At 60.6% G+C, this 24451-nt stretch carries 24 protein-coding genes; 12 read left to right on the top strand and 12 right to left on the bottom strand.

The window, feature by feature from the left end:
* Window positions 1-7: 7 nt before the first annotated feature.
* A complete protein-coding gene (locus DTP52_RS26720; RefSeq protein ID WP_176689558.1) occupies window positions 8-982 on the bottom strand; it encodes a metallophosphoesterase in 975 nt (324 codons plus the stop codon).
* Window positions 979-1869 (bottom strand): NAD(+) kinase, encoded by an 891-nt coding sequence (locus DTP52_RS26715; protein WP_003202709.1) that lies wholly within the window; start codon window positions 1867-1869, stop codon window positions 979-981. Before DTP52_RS26715 ends, DTP52_RS26720 begins: the two co-directional genes overlap by 4 nt.
* On the opposite strand from DTP52_RS26715, the gene DTP52_RS26710 reads away from it, so the two are divergent.
* A complete protein-coding gene (locus DTP52_RS26710) occupies window positions 1861-2937 on the top strand; it encodes a DUF1853 family protein (RefSeq protein ID WP_371925649.1) in 1077 nt (358 codons plus the stop codon). The genes DTP52_RS26715 and DTP52_RS26710 overlap by 9 nt on opposite strands.
* Window positions 2938-3067: 130 nt before the next feature.
* On the opposite strand, the gene DTP52_RS26705 is transcribed toward DTP52_RS26710, so the two are convergent.
* From DTP52_RS26705 to DTP52_RS26695, 3 genes are all read right to left on the bottom strand, one after another.
* Window positions 3068-4351, bottom strand: a complete 1284-nt coding sequence (locus DTP52_RS26705) for an arsenic transporter (protein ID WP_109756044.1) — start codon at window positions 4349-4351, stop codon at window positions 3068-3070.
* A 37-nt stretch (window positions 4352-4388) separates the two neighbouring features.
* Window positions 4389-4739 (bottom strand): metalloregulator ArsR/SmtB family transcription factor, encoded by a 351-nt coding sequence (locus DTP52_RS26700; protein WP_109756043.1) that lies wholly within the window; start codon window positions 4737-4739, stop codon window positions 4389-4391.
* A gap of 198 nt (window positions 4740-4937) precedes the next feature.
* A complete protein-coding gene (locus tag DTP52_RS26695) occupies window positions 4938-5495 on the bottom strand; it encodes an NADPH-dependent FMN reductase (RefSeq protein ID WP_109756042.1) in 558 nt (185 codons plus the stop codon).
* Window positions 5496-5680: 185 nt separating this feature from the next.
* Between DTP52_RS26695 and DTP52_RS26690 the strand changes: the two genes are divergently transcribed.
* Window positions 5681-5944, top strand: a complete 264-nt coding sequence (locus tag DTP52_RS26690; RefSeq protein ID WP_109756041.1) for a hypothetical protein — start codon at window positions 5681-5683, stop codon at window positions 5942-5944.
* A gap of 86 nt (window positions 5945-6030) precedes the next feature.
* On the top strand, window positions 6031-6924 hold the full coding sequence (locus DTP52_RS26685; RefSeq protein ID WP_109756040.1) for a LysR family transcriptional regulator: 894 nt from the start codon (window positions 6031-6033) through the stop codon (window positions 6922-6924).
* On the opposite strand, the gene DTP52_RS26680 is transcribed toward DTP52_RS26685, so the two are convergent.
* The 4 genes from DTP52_RS26680 to DTP52_RS26665 all read right to left on the bottom strand — a co-directional run bounded on the left by DTP52_RS26680 (window position 6890) and on the right by DTP52_RS26665 (window position 10076).
* Window positions 6890-7504 (bottom strand): GNAT family N-acetyltransferase, encoded by a 615-nt coding sequence (locus DTP52_RS26680; protein ID WP_109756039.1) that lies wholly within the window; start codon window positions 7502-7504, stop codon window positions 6890-6892. The two genes, DTP52_RS26685 and DTP52_RS26680, sit on opposite strands and share 35 nt — an antisense overlap.
* 268 nt (window positions 7505-7772) lie before the next feature.
* Window positions 7773-8534 carry a DNA polymerase III subunit epsilon gene (dnaQ, locus tag DTP52_RS26675; protein ID WP_109756038.1) on the bottom strand — a complete coding sequence of 254 codons (762 nt, stop codon included), beginning with the start codon at window positions 8532-8534 and terminating at the stop codon, window positions 7773-7775.
* Window positions 8535-8775: 241 nt separating this feature from the next.
* The gene (gene rnhA, locus DTP52_RS26670; protein WP_030142629.1) at window positions 8776-9228 is read right to left on the bottom strand and encodes a ribonuclease HI; all 453 of its coding nucleotides are present in this window, start codon (window positions 9226-9228) and stop codon (window positions 8776-8778) included.
* A gap of 89 nt (window positions 9229-9317) precedes the next feature.
* The gene (locus tag DTP52_RS26665; protein ID WP_109756037.1) at window positions 9318-10076 is read right to left on the bottom strand and encodes a methyltransferase domain-containing protein; all 759 of its coding nucleotides are present in this window, start codon (window positions 10074-10076) and stop codon (window positions 9318-9320) included.
* 65 nt (window positions 10077-10141) lie between these two features.
* Here DTP52_RS26665 and gloB point away from each other — a divergent pair, with 65 nt between their 5' ends.
* The 8 genes from gloB to fabI all read left to right on the top strand — a co-directional run bounded on the left by gloB (window position 10142) and on the right by fabI (window position 20963).
* Complete coding sequence (gene gloB, locus DTP52_RS26660) at window positions 10142-10909, top strand: hydroxyacylglutathione hydrolase (RefSeq protein ID WP_109756036.1); 768 nt, start codon at window positions 10142-10144, stop codon at window positions 10907-10909.
* A gap of 99 nt (window positions 10910-11008) precedes the next feature.
* A complete protein-coding gene (locus DTP52_RS26655; RefSeq protein WP_109756035.1) occupies window positions 11009-12457 on the top strand; it encodes a transglycosylase SLT domain-containing protein in 1449 nt (482 codons plus the stop codon).
* Window positions 12458-12752: 295 nt separating this feature from the next.
* Window positions 12753-14585 (top strand): extracellular solute-binding protein, encoded by a 1833-nt coding sequence (locus DTP52_RS26645; protein ID WP_109756033.1) that lies wholly within the window; start codon window positions 12753-12755, stop codon window positions 14583-14585.
* Window positions 14582-16438, top strand: a complete 1857-nt coding sequence (locus DTP52_RS26640; RefSeq protein WP_109756032.1) for an extracellular solute-binding protein — start codon at window positions 14582-14584, stop codon at window positions 16436-16438. Before DTP52_RS26645 ends, DTP52_RS26640 begins: the two co-directional genes overlap by 4 nt.
* A gap of 4 nt (window positions 16439-16442) precedes the next feature.
* Complete coding sequence (locus tag DTP52_RS26635; RefSeq protein ID WP_092198160.1) at window positions 16443-17516, top strand: microcin C ABC transporter permease YejB; 1074 nt, start codon at window positions 16443-16445, stop codon at window positions 17514-17516.
* 1 nt (window position 17517) lies between these two features.
* Window positions 17518-18537: an ABC transporter permease gene (locus tag DTP52_RS26630; RefSeq protein ID WP_109756031.1), complete on the top strand. Its 1020-nt coding sequence runs from the start codon at window positions 17518-17520 to the stop codon at window positions 18535-18537.
* Window position 18538: 1 nt separating this feature from the next.
* Entirely contained in the window at window positions 18539-20149 is a 1611-nt protein-coding gene (locus DTP52_RS26625; RefSeq protein WP_109756030.1) for an ABC transporter ATP-binding protein, read from the top strand.
* A gap of 19 nt (window positions 20150-20168) precedes the next feature.
* On the top strand, window positions 20169-20963 hold the full coding sequence (fabI, locus tag DTP52_RS26620; protein ID WP_053153864.1) for an enoyl-ACP reductase FabI: 795 nt from the start codon (window positions 20169-20171) through the stop codon (window positions 20961-20963).
* Between the two features lie 93 nt (window positions 20964-21056).
* Here the strand turns inward: fabI and DTP52_RS26615 are convergent, their stop codons facing one another.
* The 3 genes from DTP52_RS26615 to DTP52_RS26605 all read right to left on the bottom strand — a co-directional run bounded on the left by DTP52_RS26615 (window position 21057) and on the right by DTP52_RS26605 (window position 23466).
* Window positions 21057-21470, bottom strand: coding sequence for a hypothetical protein (locus DTP52_RS26615; RefSeq protein ID WP_146206888.1), 414 nt, complete (start codon window positions 21468-21470; stop codon window positions 21057-21059).
* 7 nt (window positions 21471-21477) lie between these two features.
* Window positions 21478-22299 (bottom strand): lipid II-degrading bacteriocin, encoded by an 822-nt coding sequence (locus DTP52_RS26610; RefSeq protein ID WP_109756028.1) that lies wholly within the window; start codon window positions 22297-22299, stop codon window positions 21478-21480.
* A 204-nt stretch (window positions 22300-22503) separates the two neighbouring features.
* A complete protein-coding gene (locus tag DTP52_RS26605; RefSeq protein WP_109756027.1) occupies window positions 22504-23466 on the bottom strand; it encodes a diguanylate cyclase in 963 nt (320 codons plus the stop codon).
* Between the two features lie 137 nt (window positions 23467-23603).
* Between DTP52_RS26605 and DTP52_RS26600 the strand changes: the two genes are divergently transcribed.
* Window positions 23604-24428 carry an AraC family transcriptional regulator gene (locus DTP52_RS26600; RefSeq protein ID WP_109756026.1) on the top strand — a complete coding sequence of 275 codons (825 nt, stop codon included), beginning with the start codon at window positions 23604-23606 and terminating at the stop codon, window positions 24426-24428.
* The last annotated feature ends 23 nt before the right edge of the window (window positions 24429-24451 follow it).

Below are 24451 nucleotides of genomic sequence, written 5' to 3'. Positions count from 1 at the left end.
GACAGTCTCACTGCACCACCTCCGGCCGCTCGACATCGACCCAGACAAACTTGTGCGGGTCCAGACGGGTTTCCTGGTCCAGGCGATAAGCAACCAGTTTGCCGTAGAGCACCGCACTGTAATCCAGGCAGGCCAGGTTCGGGCGAATCGGCGCGGGTTTACCGCTGCGCCAATAGTGGCCGACGAACAGCAAGGGTTCATGGGCGCCATAGCGCAACAGGTTGTTTTTTTCATCCGGCGACAGCGGCGTACGGGCCACCGGCTCCGGCAAGGCGTCGGGCTGGAACACGATGTCGCCGTAGGTCTGCGGGTTGTCTTCCCAGAACTTGGTGCGGAAAAACGAACGGGTCAGGCCATCGCCACCGGTCAGCGTCAGGCCATGGGGCAGGCGCATGTCGGTGCCGCGCAGCAAACGATCGAACACCGTGCAGGCAAAACTGCCCGGTTGCGCCGAGGCCTGGAGGAAATGCTCGTCGACACAACCGTCCGGGAACAGCCCACGCAACGGTTCGATCAGGCCCGCATCCCAACAGGCATGCACCACCCGGAACCGACCGGCATCGACAAACAGCGGCAGGTCATAGAACCATTCGAGGAAGTCGTGCCAATCACCGGGATGCTGCTCGAACTGGGTCAGGGTCTCGTGGAGCAAGCGGGCGTGACGCGGCGTGTGTTCACGCACGTAGCGCTGGCCGCTGCCGGGCAAGGCCGGTGTGCTCCAGCCCAGGGCATTGAACTCGTGGTTACCCATGATGCACAGCGCCTGACCGGCCACGACCATGTCATGGACGATGTGCAGCGCTTCACGAATCCGCGGGCCACGGTCGATGATGTCCCCCAGGAACACGGCCATGCGCGACGGATGTCGCCAGACCCCGCCCTGCTTGTGGTAACCGAGTCGGTCCAGCAGGTGTTCCAGGGTCAGGGCGCATCCGTGCACGTCACCGATCAAATCGTAACTGCGCGCAGGATCGAGCATCAGTCGCCTCCACCCCCCAACCGACTGCCCCAGCCAAGCTTGGTCCGGCAGACTTCGTAGTAATTGTGATCCAGCGGATGGATCAGGCGCAGCTTCTGCGCTTTCTTGCTGACGGTGATGGTGTCACCCGGCGCGCAGGTGAAATGGTTCTGGCCGTCACAAGACACTTGCGGGTAGATCTGCATATCCTTGGACACGACGATTTTCAGCTCACTGTTGCCATCGACCACAATCGGTCGCCCAGACAAGGTATGGGGGTACATGGGCACGATCACAATAGCGTCGAGCTTGGGGTGCATGATCGGCCCGCCGGCTGAAAGCGCGTAAGCCGTGGAACCGGTCGGGGTCGCGACGATCAGGCCGTCGGCCTTCTGGCTGCAGACGAACTGACCGTCGATGTACAGTTCGAATTCGATCATGCGCGTGGATTTGCCGGGGTGCAGCACCACGTCATTGAGGGCATCGCCCTGGCCGATGGCCTCGGCGTGACGGCGGACCTCGGCTTGCAGCAGGAAGCGGTTTTCCACCAGGTAATGGCCGTCCAGCACCTCGGCGACCTTGGTCTCCAGCTCGTCAGGGCGGATATCGGTGAGGAACCCCAGGCTGCCGCGGTTGATCCCCAGCACCGGGATATTGTGCCGCGCCAAGGCCCGGGCGGCCCCCAGCAGGCTGCCGTCGCCGCCAACCACGATCACCATGTCGCAGACTTCGCCGAGCATCTTGCGCGACGAGGTCTGCAGGCCATGGCCCGGCAACACTTCGGCGATGGTATCTTCGAGGATCACATGCAGGTGCCGCTCCAGGAGGAAACGTTTGAGACGGCGAACGGTGTCCAACACCTGCGAACTGCCCAGGCGACCGATGATGCCGATATTGCGAAATTGCTCCATGAGGCTCCTGCGAGGGTCTGCGGCGGGCGAAAACCACGATTATGGGCGAAAGCGCTCCATAGACAAAATTCTTTAAGCCTTGCCACAGGCTATGCTCGCAAAATGATCCTGTTCCCTGAATTGCTGGACTTGCCCCGCCGCCTACGCCATCCCGAAGTGCGCGACCTCGCGTGGGCGATCATCGCCCCGCCGATGCTCATCGACACGCCCTGGCCCCAGCGCCATCCCCTGGCCGGCAGTGACTGGGTGCAGGATCCCCATCGACTGGAACACTGGCTGCGGCAATTGGACCGCGACAGCTACCCATTGCTGCACTGCCTGTCCCAAGGGCGGACACGACGCCTGGGCCTGTATTACGAAAGGCTCTGGCAGTTTGCCGTGCAGCATGCCCCGGGCATCGAATTGATCGCCGCGAATCTGCCGATCCGGCGCGAAGGCCATACGCTGGGCGAACTGGACCTGCTGCTGCGCGATCGCGACGGCATCCACCACCTGGAGCTGGCCATCAAGTTGTACCTCGGGCCGCAGGACGGCAATGGCCGGGACGCCGCGCAGTGGCTCGGGCCGGGCTGTCACGACCGGCTCGACCGTAAACTGGCGCATCTGCGCGAACACCAACTGCCGATCTCGGCGCGCCCGGAAAGCCGTGAGGCCTTGGCGACCTTGGGCATTGAACCGGCCGGCCTCGAGTCGTTTCGCTCCGAGCTCTGGCTCGGCGGCTACCTGCTTTATCCCTGGCCGGGCCGGGCCGACCCGCCAACCGGTGCGCACCCTCGGCATTTACGGGGCAGTTGGCTGCATCAGCGTGATTGGCCAGCATTCGTCGACCAACGTCCACCAGGGCGCTGGCAACCCCTGCCCCGCGCCGCCTGGCTGGCCCCGGCCCACTATCCGGCGGAGCAGACCTGGGACACCTCGCAACTGGAAGCCTGGCGAATGGCCCTCGAGCCCATGGCGCCGGCGCAGCTGATGGTGCGCCTGACTGAAAATGCCGAGGGGGAGTGGGAGGAAGCCGAGCGGGTATTCCTGGTGGCCGATCTTTGGCCGAATGTGCCGGGTACCGGATGAGTTTTGTGGCGCCTTTCAGGGCTTCATCGCGAGCAGGCTCGCTCCTACAGGGTTATGTGCAGATCATCGAAGCTGTAAACAACACAATCCACTGTGGGAGCGAGCCTGCTCGCGATGCAGCCAACTCGGTTCAGATGGACAACCGCAAAGCCAACGCCGCCAACGTCACCAGCAACACCGGCACGGTCAGCACGATCCCGACCTTGAAGTAATACCCCCAGCCGATCCGGATATTCTTGCGCTCCAGCACATGCAGCCACAGCAACGTCGCCAGGCTGCCAATCGGTGTGATTTTCGGGCCCAGGTCGCTGCCGATGACGTTGGCGTAGATCATCGCCTCCTTCACCACCCCGGTGGCCTGGCTGGCATCGATGGACAAGGCACCGATCAGCACCGTCGGCAAATTGTTCATCACCGACGAGAGCAACGCCGTCAGCACGCCGGTGCCCATCGCCGCACCCCACACGCCATATTCGGCGAAACCGTCGAGCCAGTGGGCCAGGTAGCCGGTCAGCCCGGCGTTGCGCAGGCCATAGACCACCAGGTACATACCGAGGGAGAAAATCACGATCTGCCAGGGCGCTTCCTTCATCGCCTTGCGGGTGGAAATCTTGTGACCGCGGGCCGCGACTGCCAGCAGCAACGCCGCACAGACCGCGGAGATCGCACTGATGGGAATCCCCAGCGGCTCCAGGGCAAAGCAGCCCAACAACAGGATCACCAACACCACCCAACCGGCATAAAACGTCGCCTTGTCGTGGATCGCCGTCGCCGGATCGTCCAGTTGATGCGGATCGTAGTCACGCGGGATGTCGCGACGAAACAGCCACAGCAGTATCGCCAGGCTCGCCGCGACGCTGACCAGGTTCACCGGCACCATGACCGCCGCGTAGCGGTTGAAACCGATGCCGAAGAAATCCGCCGAGACAATGTTCACCAGGTTCGACACCACCAAGGGCAGGCTCGCGGTGTCGGCAATGAAACCAGCCCCCATCACGAACGCCAGGGTCGCCGCCGGGGAAAAACGCAACGCCAGCAACATCGAAATCACGATGGGTGTCAGAATCAGCGCCGCTCCGTCATTGGCAAACAGCGCCGACACCAGCGCCCCCAGCAGCACCATGAACGCAAACAGCTTGCGCCCACTGCCCTTCCCCCAACGGGCCACATGCAAGGCCGCCCAGGCGAAGAAGCCGGCCTCGTCCAGCAGCAGGCTGATGATGATCAGCGCGACAAAGGTCCCGGTGGCGTTCCAGATAATCTGCCAGACCAGCGCAATGTCACCGACCTGCACCACCCCGCTCAACAGGGCCAGCAACGCGCCGAGCGTCGCGCTCCAGCCAACGCCAAGCCCCCTGGGCTGCCAGATCACCAGCGTAATGGTCAGCAGGAAAATCAACGACGCGATGAGCATGCGCAACAGCCTTGAAAGAAGGTTTGAAAAGAGGAAATCAGCAGCAACGCGCCACCGGACGATCAACCATGGCAACCAAACGCTCGACATCGGCCATCAGCCATGCCGTGTTGGCGGCCAACGCCTGCTCCAGCAAGGTGCTGACCCAGGACGGCAACTGCGGATGCAGACGGTAGTAGACCCATTGCCCTTGGCGCCGATCGCTGAGCAGGCCAGCGCTGCGCAGCTGCGCCAGGTGCCGGGAGATCTTCGGCTGGCTCAGGCCCAGCGCGGCGGTGAGCTCGCAGACACATAACTCGCCTTCGCGGGCCAGCAACAGCGCAATGCGCGTACGAGTGTCATCGGCCAGGGCCTTGAAGACATCGACGGGGTTATGGGAATCGGACATGGCGACGGAAAGCCTGGATGAGCGAAGGGCGAATATATGGAGATTCGAATATTCAGTAAAGCGCGGATTGAAGGGGGGCGCACTTGTGGCGAGGGAGCTTGCTCCCGCTGGACTGCGAAGCAGGCCCTGGAGCGGTTGCTGCGCAACCGAGCGGGAGCAAGCTCCCTCGCCACAGGGTTTACCTGAAATCTCGGGGCATCAAACCTTCTTGTGTTGCTCGACCCACTTGCCATAGGCATTGATGAACGTTTGCAGGAAAGGCCGTACCGACTCCGACAGCTTACCCGCCTCGTCAAACGCCGTCCCGGCACCGCTCAGGTAGGCTTCCGGCTGCTGCATGCAGGGAACGTCGAGGAATACCAGCGACTGGCGCAAATGATGGTTGGCACCGAAACCGCCGATGGCACCCGGCGAAGCACTGATCACCGCACCCGGCTTGCCACTCAGGCAACTCTGGCCGTAGGGACGCGAACCGACGTCGATGGCATTTTTCAACGGTGCCGGCACCGAGCGGTTGTACTCAGGCGTAACGAACAACAAAGCATCAGCCGCGCCCACCTGTTGACGGAATGTGGTGTAGGCTGCCGGCGGCGTTACGTCAATGTCTTCGTTATAAAGCGGCAACTCGCCGATTTCAACGATGTTCAGTTTCAGATTGGCCGGTGCCAGCTCCGCCAGCGCCAGTGCTACCTTGCGGTTGATCGATGCCTTGCGCAGGCTGCCCACTAAAACGGCCACTGTGTAGACATTACTCATGAGAGGCTTCTCGACTGTCGGCTCAAAGGAGCCTGTAGTTATAGATGATCGGCATCACAATTGGACCAGTGGAGAGACGAAAACCCGCCGGCTGGACTATTTTTTTCATGTAGGAAAACTTACCGCGCTTGACCGGGGTCTACAGAACCGCAAATCGAGTGATCTATTTCCAGAGGTTCTAAGCAATGGCAGCAGTACTTGTCGGACAATTTCATGCGCGGGACGCCGAAGGTCGCGTCTATTCGGTGCATGAGTTCCAGGAATCGACCCCGTCGCCCGACGGAAATGGCAAGGAGCCTGTCACTACCTATAAGTTGGCGATCGGTGATCGCGTCAACAAACTCGACGACGGAAAATTCGTGCTGGTGCAGTCGCAAATCGAACTGACGCGCGAGCCGGAAACGCCGCTGCAAGCTCAAACGCCCACTGAAACGCAAATCGCCTTATAAACGGTTGTTATGAGCAGAAGTCATGCCCGGACTTGGGTTAGGATTCAGCCATTCAATGGCTCACCCGCCGAACATGGACTTCTTGCATGCGTTTACGCCACATCGAAGTGATCCAGGCGCTGCTGCAGACCGGTCACCTCGGCACGGCGGCCGAATGGCTGCAACTGCCGGTGACGGAGGTCGAGGCGATCCTGCGCGACGCCGAGGCCCAACTGGGCTTCATGCTGTTTGCCAGCGTGCGCGGGCGCTTGCAGGCCACCCGGGAAACCCTTGAGCTGCGTGACGGCATCACGCGGGTGTACGACACCCTCGAGCCGGTGCTGCGGCTGGCCAGCAGCCTGAAGCACTATCAGGCACCCCCTCTGCGTATCATCTGCACCCCGCCGCTGGCCCAACAATTATTACCCCAGAGCATCGCCGCCCTGCGTCGACGTCATCCGGATGCGCCTTGCACCCTGCTCAGCCAACCGACCCGCGACATCGTCCACAGCTTGCTATTGCGTGAAGCCGACCTTGGACTGAGCCTGCACGACCCTGAACACCCCGACATCCATTGCCAGATGATCGCCCAGGGCAAACTGCAATTGCTGGCGCCCCACGGCTGGCTGCAACCGCGGCAGAAATACGTTTCGCTACAGGATCTGGCAGGCCAGTCGTTGGTGGGGCTCGATGGCCATGACCCGCTAAGCCCGGCGTTCGAGCATAAACTGGCGGCGCTACGCCCGGCACCGGTGATCCAGATTCGCGTACAGACACATCAGATGATGCGCGCCATGGTCGAGGCCGGCGAAGGCCTTGCCATCGTCGACCCTTTCACCGCCTCGGGCGCCAAGGACGGCGGCCTGGACGTCTGCCCGGTGTCGCCCGCTATCCCGATTGGTCTCTATGCCCTGAGCCTGAACGGCACGACGCCCTCGCCCGCCGTTCAATCGCTGCTGGAACGGGTTACGGAACAAGCCGAGGCGTTGCTGGGCCACTGATCGACATGCCCAACGGATCGTCGAACAGCCGATACCAGAACAACGCCACTTCAGCGGTATGTCGGTCAATGCCGCGATAGCGCAAGTGATCGATGCCGCCGAGCACATAACCGCAGCGCTCATAGAGCCGGCAGGCCCCCAGGTTGTTGTTCTGGGTTTCCAGCATGATCCCCGGCAGTTTTTTCTTGCGGCTCCAGAAGTGCGCGACATCGAGCAGCGCCTTGGCCACCCCGTGGCGACGGGCCGGAGCATGCACCGCCAGTTCGTCGATGTGGGCGAAACCGTTCCAGTTGGTACTGACCACCAGATGCCCCACCGGTTGATCGTCGAGATAGGCCATGAAGATCTCGCTGTCCGGGGCATCGCGAAAGCTGCTGAACTCTTCGGGATCGATGCCGTAGCACTTGCGATAGGGAACGATGGGCGTCACCGACCACTGGCTCACGGGCCGACCTATCTGCGCCGTACCGTAGTCGCTGACTTCGAAACTGAAATCACTGCCCCATATATAGGCGGCGAAGCCATCATCGACAACGCGCACCGACAACCCCGGGTGCTTGGGATTCATGACCGGTTGCATACTGGGGAAGGTCCTCATTCCTTGAGGCAACCAACGGCGTATTGCCATCCATTGCCCTTGCCTTTCAAGTCTTCACACATCAAGCGGGATCCATAGCCTGCCCGTTACCTCAGGTTAGAAGGTCGTGGCGATTGTGGCGAGAAATGAACAATTGGTTGGTGGCATCCTTTAGTAGGAGCGGGCTTGCTCACGAAAGCGGTGGGTCAGCTTGCATGTGTGCTGAGCGTACCGACACCTTCGCGAGCAAGCCCGCTCCCACAGGGGTTCATCAGTTCGCCGCGGCCTGCGCCTCGGCCAACTGCGTCCACAATGCCGGAGCACCTGCGGACTTGGCGATGGCTTCCAGACGCGCGGCATGTTCGGCCAGGTCGCTTTCGCTGGCACGGATGATCCGCGCTGGCTGACGGTCAGCGGGCAAACGGCGGATTTCCGTGGCCTGGTTGCCGGAGCCTTCGCCAGTACCATTGCCGTCCGAGGCGTTGCCGGCCAGGGACAGGCTGGTCTGGCCACCGGTCATGGTCAGGTAGACGTCGGCCAGGATCTCGGAGTCGAGCAAGGCGCCGTGCAGTTCACGGCCGGAGTTGTCGACACCGTAGCGCTTGCACAAGGCATCGAGGCTGTTGCGCTGCCCCGGGTGACGCTCCCGGGCCATCATCAGGGTATCGAGGATGGTGCAGTGCTGGGTAATGTCAGCCCGGTCGTGCTGGCCCATCAGGGCAAATTCGTTGTTGATGAACCCAACGTCGAACGCCGCGTTGTGGATGATCAACTGCGCGCCCTGGATGAATTCGAAGAACTCATCGGCCACTTCGGCGAAACGCGGCTTGCCCACCAGGAATTCGTTGGTAATGCCGTGCACGCCAATGGCGCCCTCGTCACTTTCACGATCCGGTTGCAGGTAAACGTGGAAATGGCGACCGGTCAGGCGCCGACCGATCAGCTCGACACAACCGATTTCAATAATCCGGTGACCATCGGTCACCGGCATGCCGGTGGTTTCGGTATCCAGTACTACAGATCTGTTGGCCATCAGTGTTCAGCTCTCAACGGGCAGTCTTGCAAAAGCGCGGATCTTAACACGCTCTTGTCGCAAGGGGATTTACCTGGGAGCCAGGCTCCTGGAAGCAAGTGATGAACGAGAGCAAACACTGTGGGAGCAAAGCTTGCTCGCGATAAAGATCATGCGGTCTTTCAGGAAAACCAGGGCGCCTGTGTCGCGAGCAAGCTTTGCTCCCACACAAGTGCCCGGGCCACAGGGGCGCAACCGAGAATCAAGCCTGCTTGTAACCCCGCACCTCATCCACCCCACGATTGGCCAACTGATCAGCCCGTTCATTGCCGTGGTGGCCGATGTGGCCGCGCACCCATTTCCAGGTGACGTTGTGGCGATTGACCTGCTCATCCAGCAATTTCCACAGGTCGGCGTTTTTCACCGGCTCCTTCGCCGCCGTCTTCCAGCCGCGTTTCTTCCAGTTGGCCATCCACTCGTTGATGCCTTTCATGACGTACTGCGAGTCGGTCACCAGCAGCACATCGCAAGGCCGCTTGAGTTCTTCCAGGCCACGGATCGCGCCCATCAGTTCCATGCGATTGTTGGTGGTATTGGCTTCGCCGCCCCAGAGTTCCTTCTCCACGCCCTTGCACACCAGCAACGCGCCCCAGCCACCCGGACCGGGGTTGCCCTTGCAGGCGCCATCAGTGAAGAGTTCTACGCTATCGCTCATGCCAATCTATCCAGAAAAAAAATGCGAAGACCCGCCGATCGGGCCCGACAACACCCGCAGCCCAATGCCGGCAAGAACCATCGAAAAGGTTACGGCTCGATGTGGCGACGATTGACCTTGGCCATCGGCAAGGGAATCAGCTTGCCCATCGGCTCGCGTCGCGCCTGGCGTACCGGGCGCAGCCCGACCGCAATCTTGCGCGCCACCAATAGATAGAAACCGCCGCCGGACAGTTGCCAGTCACCAGCCTTGCGCTCCCACCCAGCCAGGCGCGCCTGCCACTTGGGCGAGGCAAGCGGCGGACGATAGCACCCGAAGCGGCGTTTCTCCAGCGCGAAGCCCAGCAGGTTGAGCCAATCGCCGACCCTCGAGGCCGAGATGCAGCGGGCCTGGCGCAAGGCGTCGTGGGCGAACACGTGACGCAACCCCCAACTGCTCCAGGGATTGATACCGACGATCAACAGATGGCCACCAGGACGCACGCTGCTGGCGGCTTCACGCAGCAAGCCATGGGGCGACAGGCAGAAGTCCAGGCCGTGCTGCAAGACCACGACGTCGGCGGCATGTTCGCTCAAGGGCCAGGCCTGCTCCTCGCAGACGATCTCCACCCCGGGCAACGGCGCGCCCAGGCGCACGTTACGCTGGACCTGCGGTGCCGACGGCGGGGTCTGGGCCGAAGGCCCGTAATGCACCAGGTAGCCGCCGAAGAACCGACCCAACTCGTCTTCGAGCATGCGCCGTTCTTCTTCCAGCAAAAATTGCCCGACAGGGCCGGACAGCCATTCACGGGCGGCGCTGATCAACGCCAGCCAGTCAGGATCAGCCTGAGCGAACGCTTCATCGGTCATTGCATTCTCCAACGCGTCAGGAAGTTCTAAGATGCGCCTTTGTTTTCCGCTTGGCGAATTCCACGATGATACAGATCAGTGCCCTGCCCGCATTCACCGATAACTACATCTGGTTGTTACAGGATCATGCCACCCAGCGCTGCGCCGTGGTCGACCCGGGTGACGCCGCGCCAGTGCAGGCCTGGCTCGAAGCCCATCCGGGCTGGGTCCTGAGCGACATCCTGGTCACCCACCATCACCATGACCATGTCGGCGGCGTCCAGGCGCTGAAAAATGCGACGAACGCCACCGTCCATGGCCCGGCCAGCGAAAACATCCCGGCGCGGGACCAGGCCCTCAATGACAACGACACGGTCAGCGTGCTCGGCTGGGACTTCGATGTCTACGCCGTGCCCGGCCATACGCTGGGGCACATCGCCTACTACCACCATGGCCTGCTGTTCTGTGGCGACACCCTGTTCGCCGCCGGTTGCGGCCGACTCTTCGAAGGTACGCCGACGCAAATGCACCACTCGCTCAGTCGCCTCGCCGCCCTGCCTGAAGATACGCTGGTCTACTGCACCCATGAATATACCCTCGGCAACCTGAAATTCGCCGCCGCGGTGGAGCCAGGCAACCCGGACATCGCCGCCCGCCTGGAAAAAGTCAGCCGGCAACGCAGCGAAGGCATCATGACGCTGCCCTCGACCCTGGCCCTGGAAAAGCTCACCAATCCGTTCCTGCGCACGACTGAAACATCCGTTAAACAAAAAGCAGACGAACGGAGCGGCCAGCGAAACCAGACGCCGAGTGAGGTTTTTGCTGCCTTGAGGGCTTGGAAAGATACGTTCTAAGGCAGCTATCGATTGATACAAAAATTCTGAAAGGTTGACCTGTTGGGGTGCGCTTCCTAGAATCGGCCGACATTTTTGCCCGGAACTTACTTCCAGCCAATGTCGTCATCTATACGCAGGTCCGTCCAGTCAGACACATTGACCCGCTTGGCTCAAGCCATCGCGGTGGCTGTGTCCGCCACCTTGGCGGGCTGCCAGAGCACGAGCCAGCTGCCGCAGACCGACGCGGCCCACACGCCGAATATCGCCGCCCGCGCCAAACAGAAGCCGGTATGGCTCACTGAAAAACCCAGCCCCCAAGTACCCCAGGACATCTGGGAGCGCATGCGCCAGGGCTTCCAGTTGCAGGAAACCGCCGGGGTCAATCCACGTATCGAGCAACAGCGCCTGTGGTTCGCCAGCAACCCCTCCTTCCTGGAAAACGCCGGTGAGCGCGGCAGCCTGTACATCCATTACATCGTCGAACGCCTCGAAGAGCGCAACATGCCGCTGGAGCTGGCGCTGCTGCCGGTGATCGAGAGTGCCTACAACCCCATGGCCTATTCCCGGGCCAACGCAGTGGGCCTATGGCAATTCATCCCATCCACGGGGCGTTACTTCAACCTGCGCCAGACCCGCTTCTATGACGGGCGTCGCGATATCACCGCTTCCACCACGGCCGCCATGGACTACCTGACGCGCCTGCATGACATGTTCAACGGCGACTGGTTGCTGGCGCTGGCGGCCTACAACGCCGGCGAAGGCACGGTCAGCCGCGCCATCGAGCGCAACGAGAAGCTCGGCCTGCCCACCGACTACTGGAACCTGCCGCTACCCAGCGAGACCCAGGCCTATGTGCCGAAGCTGTTGGCGCTGTCCCAGGTGGTGCTGTCGCCCGATGCCTATGGCGTGAACCTCAACCCGATCGCCAACGAACCGTATTTCCAGGTCGTCGAGATCAACCAGCGCATGGACCTTTCCAAGGTCGCGGCAGTGGCCAATATCGACGAAGACGAGCTGTTCCAGCTCAACCCGGCCTTCAAGCAGCGCACCACCATCGACGGCCCGCAGCACCTGCTGGTGCCAACATCCAAGGCTCAGTTGCTGACCGCCAGCCTCTCGACCATGCGCCCGGAAGAGCTGATCAGCCAGCGCTCGCTCAAACCAGTCTTTGAAAATGTCGACGACAGCGAAGTGGAAGGCGCAAGACGCACCTACCGCGTCAAGCGCGGCGAGAACCTGGCCCAGATTGCCAAGGCCAACAACGTCCAGACCAAAGACCTGCAACGCTGGAACAAACTCAGCGGCAACAAGCTCAAGGTCGGCCAGACCCTGGTGATGCAGGACGCCAAGCCGAACAAGGCCACCGGCAAGCGCATCAGCACCGTGGTAGCCGCCAATACCAAGGACCAGAAGAAGCAGACCCAGTACAAGGTCAAGCAAGGCGACTCGCTGTATGTGGTAGCCAAGCGCTTCAACGTGGAAATGCAGCACCTCAAGCGCTGGAACCCGCGAATGGGCAAGGCACTCAAGCCTGGGCAGATGTTGACGGTCTACTCCCCGCACTAAGGTGACCGGGGAGCTTTGTGTGGTGAGGGGTTCATCCGTGGGAGCAAGACTTGCCCGCGATGGCCACACTGCGGTTTAACAGTTGAACCGCGATATCGTTCATCGCGGGCAAGCCTTGCTCCCACAGGTCAAAGCTCCCACAAAGAGGATAAATCCCCTCTCCAAAGGTTCTGCGCTCGGCCGGTATCCGCTTAGCCGACTGGCACCCCCCTCTAAACCCCGCCTTTTTCCTGCCGATACAAGCTGTTACTGTACAGGTCATAAAAGCCCAAGCCGCCTGGTTCGGATCTCAGATTTGACACGTCCCCTCCTCCTGCTCCTGATCAGCCTGGCCTTGAGCTTCCCCGCCAGCGCAACCATCAGCGAAAGCCATGGCTATGCGCAGTTCGGCACGCTCAAGTATCCGGCCAGGTTCACCCACTTCGACTGGGTCAACCCGCAAGCGCCCAAGGGCGGAGTCTTGCGGGTCATGGCATTCGGCACCTTCGATACGCTCAACCCCTATACATTCAAGGGCAGCAGCCCGGTTTCCACGCCTAATTTCCTGCAATACGGCATCAATGAGCTGAACGAACCGTTGATGGTCGGCACCGGCCAATACGCCCCGTCCGGCGATGAGCCGACGTCCAGCTATGGCCTGATCGCCCAATCGGTGGAATACAGCGAAGACCGCAGTTGGGTGGTGTTCAACCTGCGACCCGAAGCACGGTTTCACGATGGCGTGCCGATCACCGCCTATGACGTGGCGTTCTCCTACAGGACGCTGCTCAAGGAAGGCCATCCGCAATACCGCACCAACCTGCAGGAAGTGCTGCGGGTCGACATTCTCAACCCGCTGAAAATCCGCTTTGTCTTCAAGCGCGCGGGCAATCCGTTGCTGATCCTGCGCCTGGGCGAACTGCCGGTGTTGCCCCAGCACTACTGGAAAGACCGCGACTTCAAGGCGACGACCTTCGACCCGCCCCTGGGCAGCGGACCTTATCGCATCACCAAAGTACAGCCAGGCCGCCAACTGGTGTTCGAACGGGTCAAGGATTACTGGGGGAAGGACCTGCCAGTCAATCGCGGCAAATACAACGTCGACCGCATGGACGTGGAGTTCTATCGCGACAGCGAAGTGGCCTTCGAAGCCTTCAAGGCTGGCGAGTTCGATATCTACATCGAACACCAGGCCAAAAACTGGGCCAACGGCTATGACTTCCCGGCGATCAAGCGTGGCGACGTGATCAAGGCGCAGATTCCCCACCAGATCCCGACCCAGACCCAGGGCCTGTTCATGAACACTCGGCGCGCTACGTTTGCCGAGGTCAAGGTGCGTGAAGCCCTGGGGCTGATGTTCGATTTCGAGTGGACCAACCGCACCCTGTTCAGCGGCGCCTACAAGCGCACCCTCAGTTACTACCCCAACAGCGAATTCTCCGCTACCGGCCTACCGGTGGGCCATGAATGGCTGTTGCTCAAGCCCTACCGGGAACAACTGCCGGCCAAACTGCTCACCGAACCCTTCAGCTTGCCCAGGACCGATGGGCGCGGCATTCCCCGGGAAACCCTGCGCAAAGCCTTGGGGTTATTGAAGGAAGCCGGCTGGACCCTCAACGGCCAACGCCTGCTGAACGCCGACAGCCAGCCCCTGAGCTTCGAAATCCTGCTGGTGAACCCGAACCTGGAGCGCATCCTGCAACCCTACGTCGAGAACCTCGCCAGTATCGGCATCCAGGCCCGGCTGCGCACGGTGGACCGCGCCCAGTACAAGCAGCGCCTGGACCAGTTCGACTTCGACATGATCCTGCTGACCTTGAACCAGACCCTCAGCCCGGGCCTTGAGCAATGGCAGTACTTCCACTCCAGCCAGGTCGGGGTCAAGGGCAGCAAGAACTACGCCGGGATCGCCAACCCGGTGGTCGACCATCTGCTGGAAAAGCTGCTCGCCGCCCAGACCCGCGACGAACAGGTCGCCGCCGGCAAGGCCCTGGATCGCGTGCTGCTGTGGCAGCATTACTGCATCCCCAACTGGTATCTCAATTATCATCGCCTGGCGTACCGCAACCGGTTCGCCTTCGTCACCACGCCGCCCTACACCCTGGGCCTGAGCGCATGGTGGCTGAAATCTTCGGAGAAAGATCAATGAAGCCTTTGCGCGCCCTGCTCCTGCAGGCCAGCAGCCTGTTATTCGCCGGGCTGGCCTGTGCCGCGCCACAGCATGCCGTGACCTTGTACAACGAGCCACCTAAATACCCGGCCGACTTCAAGCATTTCGACTACGTCAACCCGGACGCACCCAAGGGCGGCGTGTTTCGCCAGGGCGGCTTCGGTGGCTTCGACAGCCTCAACCCGTTCATCAGCAAAGGCGTGCCCGCCGATGACATCGGCCTGATCTACGACACCCTGGCCAAGCAGGGCCTGGACGAACCGTTCACCGAATATGGCCTGATCGCCGAAAAAATCGAGAAAGCCCCGGACAATGGCTGGGTGCGCTTCTACCTGCGCCCCGAAGCTCGCTTCAACGACGGCCATCCGGTGCGCGCCGAAGACGTGGTCTTCAGCTTCCAGACCCTGACCAAGGACGGCGCACCGATGTTTCGCGGCTATTACAACGACGTCGCCGAAGTCATCGCCGAAGAACCGCTCAAGGTGCTGTTCAAATTCAAGCACACCAATAACCGCGAACTGCCGCTGATCCTCGGCCAACTGCCGGTATTGCCGAAACACTGGTGGGCCGAGCGCGACTTCAGCAAGGGCAACCTGGAGATCCCCCTGGGCAGCGGTCCCTACAAGGTCACCGAAGTGAAGGCCGGTCGCTCGATCCGCTATGAACGGGTGAAGGACTATTGGGGCAAGGACTTGCCGGTCAATCGCGGCTTCTACAATTTCGACGTGCTGGTCACCGACTACTATCGTGACAACACCGTCGCGGTCGAGGCCTTGAAAGCCGGGCAATTCGATTTCTGGCTGGAAATGACCGCCAAGAACTGGGCCAATGCCTACAACATCCCGGCCGTGACCGAAGGCCGGTTGATCAAGGAACAGATTCCCAACGGCAACCCCACTGGCATGCAGGGCTTCGTCTACAACCTGCGCCGTCCGATCTTCCAGGATGTGCGGGTGCGCAAGGCCTTGAGCCTGTTGCTGGATTTCGAGTGGACCAACAAGCAACTGTTCAACGGCGCCTATGCCCGTACCCGCAGCTACTTCGAGAATTCGGAAATGGCCGCCACCGGCCTGCCCGGCGAAGACGAGTTGAAAATTCTCGAGCCCCTGCGCGGCAAGATTCCCGAGCAGGTCTTCACCGAAGCCTTCCAGCCTTCGGTGTGCGACGGCAGCGGCATGCTCCGCGACCAGCAGCGCAAGGCTTATCAATTGCTGCAAGAAGCCGGCTGGCGCATCGTTAACGACAAAATGGTCGATGCCCAAGGCAAACCGGTGGTGCTGGAATTCCTGCTGGCCCAGACCGAGTTCGAGCGGGTGCTGCTGCCGTTCAAGCGCAACCTGAGCGACCTGGGCATCGAACTGGTCATCCGTCGGGTAGACGTGTCCCAGTACATCAACCGCGTACGCTCCAGGGATTTCGACCTGGTGGTGGGCAGCTTCCCGCAATCCAGCTCGCCGGGGAATGAACAACGCGAATTCTGGATGTCCGCCGCCGCGGACAAACCCGGCAGTCGCAACACCATGGGCCTGAAGGACCCGGCCGTGGACCAACTGGTGGAACAACTGATCAACGCCGATTCGCGCAAGAGCCTGGTGGCCCACGCCCGGGCACTGGACCGGGTTCTGCAATGGGGCTACTACGTGATCCCCAACTGGCACATCAAGACCTGGCGCGTGGCCTACTGGAATCACATCGGTCACCCGAAAATCACGCCGACCTATGACATCGGCACCACGACCTGGTGGGTCAAGCCGGACACCAAGCCTGCCATCGAAGTAGAGAAACAAGTCATGGAACAACAGATCAACGCTGCCCCCGCGAGCGTGGAGTAACCCGATGCTGGCTTATATCTTCCGGCGACTGCTGCTGATCATCCCGACGCTGTTCGGCATCCTGTTGATCAACTTCGTCATCATCCAGGCCGCGCCCGGCGGGCCGGTGGAACAGATGATCGCCAAGCTCGAAGGCTTCGAAGGCGCCACCAGCCGCATTGCCGGCGGCGGCGCCGAAGTTTCGGTGGCGGGTTCCTCCTATCGCGGCGCCCAAGGCCTGGACCCGGGACTGGTCAAGGAAATCGAGCGCATGTACGGCTTTGACAAGTCGGCGCCCGAACGCCTGTGGATCATGATCAAGAACTACGCCCACCTGGACTTCGGCGACAGTTTCTTCCGCGATGCCAAGGTCATCGACCTGATCAAGGAAAAGATGCCAGTGTCCATCTCCCTCGGGTTGTGGAGCACGCTGATCATGTACCTGGTGTCGATCCCGCTGGGGATCGCCAAGGCTACGCGACACGGTAGCCATTTCGACGTGTGGACCAGCTCGGCAATCATCGTTGGCTACGCGATCCCATCGTTCCTGTTTGCCATCCTGCTGATCGTGGTGTTTGCCGGCGGCAGTTATTTCGACTGGTTCCCGTTGCGCGGGCTGACCTCCAACAACTTCGACGAATTGAGCATGGGCGGCAAGATCCTCGACTACTTCTGGCACCTGGCCCTGCCCGTGACCGCCCTGGTGATCGGTAACTTTGCCACCATGACCCTGCTGACCAAGAACAGCTTCCTCGACGAAATCAACAAGCAATACGTAGTCACCGCCAAGGCCAAGGGCCTGACTCGCCATCGGGTGCTCTACGGCCACGTCTTCCGCAACGCCATGCTGCTGGTGATTGCCGGCTTCCCTTCGGCGTTCATCGGGATCTTCTTTACCGGCTCGCTGCTGGTGGAAGTGATCTTCTCCCTCGACGGCCTGGGCCTGATGAGTTTCGAAGCGGCGATCAACCGCGACTACCCGGTGGTATTCGGCACCCTGTTCATCTTCACCCTGCTGGGGCTGGTGGTGAAACTGATCGGCGACTTGACCTACACCTTTGTCGATCCGCGCATCGACTTCGAAAGCCGGGAGCATTGAGATGAACCTGTCTCCTCTCAATCGCCGCCGTTTCGAACTGTTCAAGGCCAACAAGCGAGGCTGGTGGTCGCTGTGGCTGTTTTTGATCCTGTTCGGGCTGAGCCTGGGCGCCGAGTTGATCGCCAACGACAAGCCACTGGTGGTGCATTACGACGACGGCTGGTACTTCCCGGCCCTCAAGCGTTACCCGGAAACCACGTTCGGCGGCGAATTCCCCCTGGAAGCCAACTACAAGAGCCCGTATATCCGTGAACTGCTGGCCGCCAAGGACGCCTGGGTACTGTGGGCGCCGATTCCGTTCAGCTACCAGAGCATCAACTACGACCTGAAGGTCCCGGCCCCGGCACCACCCTCCTCCGTAAACTGGCTGGGCACCGACGACCAGGGGCGCGATGTCCTGGCCCGGGTCATCTATGGCTTCCGCATCTCGGTGCTGTTCGCCCTGACCCTGACACTGCTCAGCTCGATCATCGGCGTGATCGCCGGTGCCTTGCAGGGCTTCTATGGCGGCTGGGTCGACTTGGCCGGCCAGCGCTTCCTGGAGATCTGGTCCGGGCTGCCGGTGCTGTACCTGCTGATCATCCTGGCCAGTTTCGTCCAGCCGAATTTCTGGTGGCTGCTGGGCATCATGCTGTTGTTCTCGTGGATGAGCCTGGTGGACGTGGTCCGCGCCGAGTTCCTGCGCGGGCGCAACCTGGAGTACGTGCGCGCCGCGCGGGCGTTGGGCATGCAGAACGGCGCCATCATGTTCCGTCACATCCTGCCCAATGCCATGGTCTCGACCATGACCTTCATGCCGTTCATCCTCACCGGTGCCATTGGCACCCTCACCGCCCTGGATTTCCTCGGTTTCGGCCTGCCGCCGGGCGCGCCGTCCCTGGGCGAGCTGGTGGCCCAGGGCAAATCCAACCTCCAGGCGCCGTGGCTGGGCATCAGCGCGTTCGCCGTGCTGGCCCTGATGCTGAGCCTGCTGGTGTTCATCGGCGAGTCCGCTCGCGATGCCTTCGATCCGAGGAAGTGATATGAACCAGGACAATCTGATCGAAGTGCGCGACCTGGCGGTGGAGTTTATTGTCGGCGAACGCCGCCAGCGCGTGGTCGAGGGGGTCAGCTTCGATATCAAGCGCGGCGAAACCCTGGCCCTGGTGGGTGAAAGCGGCTCGGGCAAATCGGTCACCGCCCACTCGATCCTGCGTTTGCTGCCCTACCCGCTGGCCCATCACCCGACCGGGACCATCCAGTACGCCGGCCAGGATTTGCTGGGGCTGAAAGAAAAAACCATCCGCCACATCCGTGGCAACCGGATCGCGATGATTTTCCAGGAGCCGATGACCTCCCTCAATCCGCTGCACTCCATTGAAAAACAGATCAATGAAGTGCTCGGCATCCACAAGGGCTTGAGCGGTAAGGTCGCGACCCGCCGGACTCTTGAGCTGCTGGAGCTGGTCGGCATTCCCGAACCGCACAAGCGCCTGAAGGCCCTGCCCCATGAATTGTCCGGTGGCCAGCGCCAGCGGGTGATGATCGCCATGGCCCTGGCCAACGAGCCGGAATTGCTGATCGCCGACGAGCCGACTACCGCCCTGGACGTCACCGTCCAGCTGAAAATCCTCCAATTGCTCAAGGAACTGCAGGCACGACTAGGCATGTCGCTGCTACTGATCAGCCACGATTTGAACCTGGTGCGCAGAATTGCCCATCGCGTATGTGTCATGCAGCGCGGTTGCATCGTCGAACAGGCGTCGTGCGAAGAGTTGTTCCGCGCGCCGCAGCATCCGTACACTCGGGAACTGCTAGGCGCCGAACCCAGCGGCACCCCGGCAACCAATGTGGTCGGCCAGCCGCTGTTGCAGGTCGAGGACTTGAAAGTCTGGTTCCCGATCAAGAAAGGTCTGTTCAAACGCACGGTAGACTACATCAAGGCCGTGGACGGGATCCGTTTCAGCCTGCCCCAGGGCCAGACCCTGGGCATCGTCGGCGAAAGCGGCTCCGGCAAGTCCACCCTGGGCCTGGCGATCTTGCGGTTGATCGGCAGCCAGGGCGGGATCCGCTTTGAAGGCAAACAGCTCGATAGCCTGACGCAGCAACAGGTCCGGCCGCTGCGGCGGGAGATGCAAGTGGTGTTTCAGGACCCGTTCGGTAGCCTGAGCCCACGGATGTGTGTAAGCCAGATCGTCGGCGAAGGCCTGCGGATCCACAAGATCGGCACCGCAGCCGAACAGGAACAAGCGATAATCGCGGCATTGAAGGAGGTAGGCCTGGATCCGGAGACCCGGAACCGCTACCCCCATGAATTTTCCGGAGGGCAGCGCCAGCGTATCGCCATTGCCCGGGCCCTGGTGCTCAAGCCGGCGTTGATTTTGCTGGATGAGCCGACGTCGGCCCTGGACCGTACCGTGCAACGCCAGGTGGTGGAGCTGTTACGGTCGCTGCAAACCAAGTACAACCTGACGTACCTGTTTATCAGCCATGACCTGGCTGTCGTCAAAGCGCTGAGCCACCAACTGATGGTGGTCAAGCATGGCCAAGTGGTCGAACAAGGTGATGCCCGCAGCATATTCGCCGCGCCGCAACATCCCTATACACAGCAGTTGCTGGAGGCCGCCTTCCTGGCCCCAACGACTGCCGAATAACCTGAAAGAGGAGCAACACATGGGTTTTCTCGCCGGTAAGCGCGTACTGATCGTCGGTGTCGCCAGCAAGCTGTCCATCGCATCCGGCATCGCCGCCGCCATGCATCGCGAGGGCGCTGAGCTTGCCTTCACTTATCAGAACGACAAACTGAAAGGTCGTGTCGAAGAGTTCGCGCAAGGCTGGGGTTCGAGCCCTGAGCTGTGCTTCCCGTGCGACGTGGCCAGCGATGAAGAAATCGCCAAGGTCTTCGAAGAACTGAGCAAGAAGTGGGACGGCCTGGACTGCATCGTGCACTCCGTGGGCTTCGCCCCGGGCGACCAACTGGACGGCGACTTCACCGAAGCCACCACCCGCGAAGGTTTCCGCATTGCCCACGACATCAGCGCCTACAGCTTCGTCGCCCTGGCCAAGGCCGGTCGCGAAATGATGAAGGGCCGCAACGGCAGCCTGCTGACCCTGTCGTACCTGGGCGCCGAGCGCACCATGCCGAACTACAACGTCATGGGCATGGCCAAGGCTTCCCTGGAAGCCGGCGTGCGTTACCTGGCCGGTTCCCTGGGCCCGGAAGGCACCCGCGTCAACGCCGTATCGGCCGGTCCGATCCGCACCCTCGCCGCTTCCGGCATCAAGAACTTCCGCAAGATGCTGGCCGCCAACGAAGCGCAAACCCCGCTGCGTCGCAACGTCACCATCGAAGAAGTCGGCAACGCCGGCGCCTTCCTGTGCTCGGACCTGGCATCGGGCATCAGCGGTGAAATCATGTACGTGGACGGCGGTTTCAACACCACCGCCATGGGCAACATCGAAGAGTAATCTTCACGGGGCGTCCCGGCAGCAATGAAATAATGGGTGCCCGGTTTTGACAAAAAGAAGCGCCGCCTGCCTGGTAAAAGGCAAGCGGCGTTTTTATTTCGACCTTTCGGGAGCGCCTAACAGCACCAAAGCAAAGGAAAGCGAAAACAACAGCGCCGCGACTACCCCAGAGACGGTGTCATAAGTGTAAATCACCGAGATTAACGCACCCATGAGTGACGTTAAAGAAAGAGGAGTATTCGTAAGTACATACAACCCCATGCGCAAACTGAAAGGTTGATGGTTCAGAAACGCCTGGATAACACTGCCCAATCCTGTTAGCGCCACTGACGTAGCCGTCAGTATGATTAATATGACAAGGTACATCGCAACAGATGAAATACCTTGGGTATCGTTGAGATCTTCAGGATTCTCCACTGCACCGTCTGTGGCAAAGAAGAATAACATTGCACACGCCACTAATACGCAAACAACAGCGACTCCCAATCCTTGCGCACTGCGTTTCATACCCTGATCACCTTGAAAAATTAATGGGTAGCTCACCCGTAATTCGAATTTCATAATCCTGCGCTCTGGCAACTCTTCCTACTTCACGCAGGGCAGTCGTCGCTCCCTCGTCAAACGCTGCACGATGGCTGCTGGCATTCGCGTCATATCGATCTGAGTAGGCCTTGACGGTACCGGCGAATTTGAGATTACCAGAGGTATACCGAATGACTTCACCCTTAATCTGAAGCGTAATGTTTCCAAGGTAAATTCTTGCGACGTTCGAATCCTGGGCCGTCGAGTAAGGGACCTTCAGATTGATGGTAGTTACCCCCACTCCCGCAGTATTGATAATCGCCATCAAATCGGGAATTTTGTTCGGTGTTGGGCTGATACCTACTCTGTCGAGCCGAACGCTGGCAGGCTTGCCCTTGCCAAGTAACCAATGGCCAAAAGCCCTGAACGGAGTAAAGACGCCGCCGGAGAACTCCTGCTCAATTGCCATGTCTTGTGTGTTGGTGATTTTGGCTCCCTCCTTTATCCCGAGCCTCCAAGCATCCGCAGTGTTGAGGTTTGGATTCTTCAGCATTAATAGATCAGCACCATGTGCAACCTTTAAATCGCCAATAATAAAGCCGTCAAGTCCGTACCGAACAGGTCGATTGTTACGCATTTCTTGTAAATGACGTTGTAGCATTTGAGGCCAGTGACCCCGCTCGTAAGCCACGTTCCGCTCTTGGATCATTTGTCCAACCATTGCCATTGAGAAAGGAGCTGGCGCACCTCCTCTTCCACGCGAAGTGCCATATTCATCGGGATAAACAAATGTCGGGGGCAGTTCAATATTCATATGAGTACCAGTCAAGTCTAGTCATTCATAACGCTGTAGTTATGAGCCTGCATCAAATGATGCAAAGTCTCATTCTGCGTACATTCCGCCCCCTCGTGCGGTACATATATATAGCGTTACGCTGGTCCACCTATGTCATTGTTTACGAAACCTATACCTATACCTCCAAGAATAGAAAAAGCCATGCTTGAGTACCAAGCAGTCCTACTGCCGTAGCGCCTGCTTGTGCACATACATCGCCGCATCGGCGTCAGCCAGCAGGTTGTCGATTGACCGATGGCGCTGGGCGTCGTACTCGATCTGGCCGACGCTGAACCGAATGTCGTATCCACGCTGCAACATCGCATTGCGCTCATCGAGGATTTCCTTGAGCCGCGCCATGATTGCCGTGGTCTCGACATGGGACGAACCGGTGAGCAACGCCACAAACTCATCACCGCCCAGGCGACCGATCACATCACTTTCGCGAAAGGCGATACGCAGCACATCGGCGAAGGTTTTCAGCGCGCTGTCACCCTCGGCATGTCCATAACGGTCGTTGATCGGCTTGAAGTCGTTGAGGTCGAAGTACAGCAGCGTCGCCGGGCGCAACAAGCGATCACACACATTCAACGCATGCTGGGCCAACGTCCTGAAGCCGCGCCGATTGGACAGCAGCGTCAGTTCGTCCATGCTCGCCATCTGCACCGCGACCATTTCCTGCTCGGCCATGCGCGCCAGGTCGCGCAATAGTTCGCGTTCCTCATCATTGAGCTTGCGCGGCCGGGTGTCGAGCAGGCACAACGTGCCGAGCTTGCTGCCATCCTCCAGCTCGAGCGGATGCCCGGCGTAGAAGCGAATGCCAGGCGCGTCCGTGACCAGTGGGTTGTCGTGGAAGCGCTCGTCCTGCTCCGCATCGCAGATTTCCAGGATACGATCCTGCAGAATCGCATGCCCACAGAAGGAAATCTCCCGCGGGGTCTCGCTAATGTCCAAGCCGGCGCTGGATTTGAACCACTGCCGGTTGGCGTCTATCAGTGACACCAGCGCGATAGGCACGTCAAACAGACGGCGGGCAAGGCGGGTCAGGCGGTCAAACCGTTCTTCGGGTGCGGTATCAAGCAGTTTGAGCGAGTGCAGATTCTTGAGGCGAGCGGCTTCGTCGTCCGGTTTGCGTGGCGCAAGCATCGGGAACTCCATTGGCGGGACTTCATGAAGTCTAGTCCAGGACCCCTGCCGTTCAAATCGAACGGCTAAATCCAACGGGCATTTGTCGGCCAGGGCTAATACACTGCCACCCAGGTTCAAGACGAGGACGCCGACCGATGAAGCACGCCCCCCACGACGCCGCCCCTCGCTTCTGGCGCGACGCGGCCCTGCCCTTCATCGAAGCCCGGGCCATCGACGACGGGCGCAAGGTCTGCTATTCGCGCCATTCCCATGACCATTTTTCCATCGGCGCGATCACCGCCGGGCGCAGCACATACATTCACGAACAGTCGAATTTCCAGGTGGAGAGCGGCACGGTGGTGCTGATGAACCCCGGCGACGTCCATGCGTGCAATCCGATCGACGATCAGCCATGGTCCTACCTGATGCTGTACGTCGACATCCAGTGGCTTCGGGACCTGCAGCGTCGTATCGGCTTTGACGAAAACCTGGATTTCCAGGGCTTCGCCACCACCCACAGTCGCGATGTGGAGCTGTTTGCCGCCTTGGGACGGCTGTATGAGCAATTGGTGGACGAGCAGCTCGACGCGACCAGCAAGCACGCCGCCGCCGAGGCGTTTTTCATTGACCTGCAACTACGGCTCAACCCTGCCGGCCGCCCAGACCGGGGCAGCCATCCCGGCCTGATGCGTGCGGCACAGTTTATCCACGACCACTGCAGCGAAGCCTTGAAACTCGAGGACATCTGCATTGCCGCGCAACTGTCGCCGTCTTACCTGAGCCGAGCCTTCAAGCGCCATTACGGGATGACGCCCCACGCCTTCCTGGTCAACCGCCGGATCCAGTTTGCCCGACGCCAGTTGCGTGAAGGCAAGCTGATCGCTGACGTGGCGCTGGACAGCGGGTTTGCCGACCAGGCGCATTTCCAGCGCGCCTTCAAGCAACACCTGGCGGCTACGCCCGGCCAGTATCGCGGCTGAATCACACTTGCGTTCGGCCCCAC

This window comes from Pseudomonas sp. 43mfcvi1.1 (assembly GCF_900115935.1).
GTDB lineage: Bacteria > Pseudomonadota > Gammaproteobacteria > Pseudomonadales > Pseudomonadaceae > Aquipseudomonas > Aquipseudomonas bijieensis.
The sequence above is the reverse complement of the archived record's forward strand: the minus strand, read 5'-3'. Positions and strand labels throughout refer to the sequence as shown.